Raw genomic sequence first — 3,141 nt, forward strand, 5'->3', positions numbered from 1 at the left:
TCAGTGCTCTGCGTCAGGTGCGTGAAGGGGCGGAATATAAATACGTCACCACCGGAGATAAACAGGCCACTATTGCACTGGCGACCTATGGCGAGCTGTTCAGTATCACCCGTCAGGCCATTATCAATGATGATCTGAATATGCTGACCGATGTCCCGATGAAACTGGGCCGTGCGGCGAAATCCACTATTGCCGATCTGGTTTATGCCATTCTGACGTCTAACCCGAAAATCTCCACAGATAATGTAAGTCTGTTCGATAAAGCGAAACATGCAAACGTACTGGAGAGCGCTGAAATGGACGTGGCATCGCTGGATAAAGCCCGCCAGTTGATGCGCGTTCAGAAAGAGGGGGAGCGTCATCTGAATATTCGTCCTGCGTTCGTACTGGTACCGACGGCGATGGAGTCTGTTGCTAACCAGGTCATTCGCTCCTCAAGTGTCAAGGGGGCTGACATTAACGCCGGTATTATTAACCCGGTGAAAGATTTTGCGACCGTTATTGCAGAGCCTCGTCTTGATGATAACAGCCAGACCACTTTCTACCTGGCTGCGTCCAAAGGCTCCGATACGATTGAAGTGGCTTATCTCAACGGTGTGGATACGCCATATATTGATCAGATGGAGGGCTTCAGTGTGGATGGCGTGACAACGAAAGTGCGTATTGACGCCGGTGTCGCGCCAGTTGATCACCGCGGTCTGGTGAAATGTACGGCGTAAACGTCGCAGACAACAACTCTGATGGCCCGTAAGGGCTTTTTTTGTACCTGAAATCAGCCCCTGAACGGGGCTGTGCGGAGACAGTTATGGCAAAGAATTTTGTAGAAGAAGGAAAAACGGTGGCGATTGTTGCCAGTGCAGCCATCAGCAGCGGAGATCTGGTGCAGGTGGGCGATGTTTTTGCGGTGGCGCTGACCGATATTCCACAGGGTGAAACAGGCGACGGCATGACCGAAGGTGTGTTTATCCTGCCTAAGCTGAAAACGGATGACATGAAAACGGGTAAGAAGGTTTATCTGAAGTCCGGAAAAGTTCAGCTGACTAACAGCGGCTCTGATCCGCTGGTCGGGGTTGTCTGGGCAGATGCCGGAACCAGTGCAGAAGAAGTGCCGGTAAAACTCAATGTCTGATCCCTTTTCTCGGCTGGCAGCGCGTATGGATGCGATCACGGTCAGAAAGATGGGAAAGACAGCCTCGATTAATGATGTCGATATGGCTGTGATCCCGGGCGAAACACTGGCAGAGCTGAATGCTCTGTCCGGACCTGCTGTCTCTCTGGTGGTGTTTTCTTTGGGATACCGCCCACGGCGCGGGGATCGCGTTGTTTATGACGGACAACAATGGACGGTCACACGGCATGAACGTTTTAACGGTAAGCCAATGATCTTTATTGAGTAAAGAGGTGTGGGATGAAGGGGCTTGAGAATGCCATCCGTAATCTGAACAGCCTTGATACCCGTATGGTGCCACAGGCCAGCGCATGGGCGATAAACCGTGTGGCACAGAAAGCGGTCTCGGTTGCCACCCGGCAGGTTGCCGGGAATACCGTTGCGGGAGATAACCAGGTGAAAGGGATCCCCCTGAAACTGGTACGTCAGCGTGTCCGGGTGTTTAAAGCCAGTCCGTCAGGAAAAATGACGGCCAGGATCCGCGTTAACCGGGGCAATCTGCCCGCCATTAAGCTGGGGACAGCCCGGGTCAGACTGGCCCGGCGTGGTGGAAAACTGCAGTACCGTGGCAGTGTGCTGAAGGTGGGTAAATATCTTTTCCGGGATGCGTTTATTCAGCAACTGGCGAATGGTCGCTGGCATGTGATGCGGCGTATTGATGGCAAAAATCGTTACCCCATTGATGTGGTGAAAATCCCGTTGTCCGGACCGCTGACACAGGCATTTGAAGATGCCCGCGACCGCATCATTGCTGCGGAAATGCCGAAACAGCTGGGGTATGCACTGAAACAACAACTGAGGTTATGGCTGACCCGATGAACCGACATACACAAATCCGCCAGGTCGTACTGGCACGCCTTCGGGAACAGTGTGGAGACAGCGCCACGTTTTTTGACGGACTTCCGGCATTTGTTGATGCGCAGGAACTGCCTGCCGTGGCGGTGTGGCTGAGTGATGCTCAGTACACCGGAAAAATGACGGATGAAGATGACTGGCAGGCTGTTCTGCATATTGCTGTCTTCATCCGGGCACAGGCACCGGATTCAGAGCTGGATATGTGGATGGAGAGCACTATTTTCCCGGCCCTGAATGATGTACCGGCACTTTCCGGACTCATCGACACCCTGATCCCACTCGGTTTTAACTATCAACGTGATAATGAGATGGCCACCTGGGCGATGGCGGAAATCACGTACCAGATCACGTACACGAATTAAGGAGGTGGTAATGACCACACCAAATCCACTGGCAAAAACGAAAGGTGCGGGAACGACGTTCTGGATGTATACCGGCAACGGCGACGCATTTGCGAACCCTTTGTCGGACACTGACTGGCTGCGTCTTGCGATGGTGAAGGATCTGCAACCTGGCGAAATGACCGCTGATGCAGAAGATGACACTTATCTCGATGATGAAGATGCAGACTGGAAAACGACAACCCAGGGGCAGAAATCCGTCGGTGATACTTCGGCGACGCTGGCCTGGCGTCCGGGTGACAGCGGGCAGAAAAAACTGGTTCAGTTGTTCGACTCCGGTGAAGTCTGCGCGTTTCGTATCAAATATCCCAACGGCACTGTTGATGTTTTCCGTGGCTGGCTGAGTTCACTGGGTAAAACCATTGCCTCAAAAGACGTGATGACCCGCACAGTGAAAATCAGCGGTGTGGGGCGTCCGTATCTGGCAGAGGAAGGCACTGAAACCGTGGGCGTTACCGGGCTGACGGTGGCACCGGCATCTGCCAGTGTAAAAGTGGGAGCAACCACCACGCTGACCTTTACAGTAAAACCTGACGGAGCCAGTGACAAAGCGATCAGTGTGCATTCGACAGATCCACAGACTGCCACGGTGACCCTGAACGGGCTTGTGGCCACGGTGAAAGGCGTGAAGCAGGGCAGTGTCAGCATTGTGGGCATGACTTCTGACGGCGATTTTGTGGCAGTGGCTACGGTGGCTGTCAGCGCCGCAGGTTAACA

At 53.5% G+C, this 3,141-nt stretch carries 6 protein-coding genes; all 6 read left to right on the plus strand.

Going from position 1 to position 3,141, the window contains the following annotated elements; translation table 11 throughout:
- On the plus strand, positions 1–719 hold a 719-nt coding region (locus tag K0335_RS21970), incomplete at its 5' end, for a Mu-like prophage major head subunit gpT family protein (protein ID WP_219362154.1).
- An 86-nt stretch (positions 720–805) separates the two neighbouring features.
- A complete protein-coding gene (locus K0335_RS21975; protein ID WP_001097046.1) occupies positions 806–1,129 on the plus strand; it encodes a DUF2190 family protein in 324 nt (107 codons plus the stop codon).
- Positions 1,122–1,397 carry a hypothetical protein gene (locus tag K0335_RS21980; protein WP_001283146.1) on the plus strand — a complete coding sequence of 92 codons (276 nt, stop codon included), beginning with the start codon at positions 1,122–1,124 and terminating at the stop codon, positions 1,395–1,397. Before K0335_RS21975 ends, K0335_RS21980 begins: the two co-directional genes overlap by 8 nt.
- Before the next feature lie 11 nt (positions 1,398–1,408).
- Positions 1,409–1,987, plus strand: a complete 579-nt coding sequence (locus K0335_RS21985; protein ID WP_000677106.1) for a phage tail protein — start codon at positions 1,409–1,411, stop codon at positions 1,985–1,987.
- Positions 1,984–2,385: a phage minor tail U family protein gene (locus K0335_RS21990; protein ID WP_001079419.1), complete on the plus strand. Its 402-nt coding sequence runs from the start codon at positions 1,984–1,986 to the stop codon at positions 2,383–2,385. Before K0335_RS21985 ends, K0335_RS21990 begins: the two co-directional genes overlap by 4 nt.
- A gap of 10 nt (positions 2,386–2,395) precedes the next feature.
- On the plus strand, positions 2,396–3,139 hold the full coding sequence (locus K0335_RS21995) for a phage tail protein (protein ID WP_000211121.1): 744 nt from the start codon (positions 2,396–2,398) through the stop codon (positions 3,137–3,139).
- The last annotated feature ends 2 nt before the right edge of the window (positions 3,140–3,141 follow it).

Origin of the sequence: Escherichia sp. GZ89, assembly GCF_019366485.1 — a bacterium.
In the GTDB taxonomy this organism is placed as follows: Bacteria; Pseudomonadota; Gammaproteobacteria; order Enterobacterales; family Enterobacteriaceae; genus Escherichia; species Escherichia fergusonii.

Bases quoted from the DNA above. Each gene is read 5' to 3' on its own strand.
- K0335_RS21975 (WP_001097046.1), top strand. From the start codon at position 806: ATGGCAAAGAATTTTGTAGAAGAAGGAAAAACGGTGGCGATTGTTGCC.
- K0335_RS21980 (WP_001283146.1), top strand. From the start codon at position 1,122: ATGTCTGATCCCTTTTCTCGGCTGGCAGCGCGTATGGATGCGATCACG.
- K0335_RS21985 (WP_000677106.1), top strand. From the start codon at position 1,409: ATGAAGGGGCTTGAGAATGCCATCCGTAATCTGAACAGCCTTGATACC.
- K0335_RS21990 (WP_001079419.1), top strand. From the start codon at position 1,984: ATGAACCGACATACACAAATCCGCCAGGTCGTACTGGCACGCCTTCGG.
- K0335_RS21995 (WP_000211121.1), top strand. From the start codon at position 2,396: ATGACCACACCAAATCCACTGGCAAAAACGAAAGGTGCGGGAACGACG.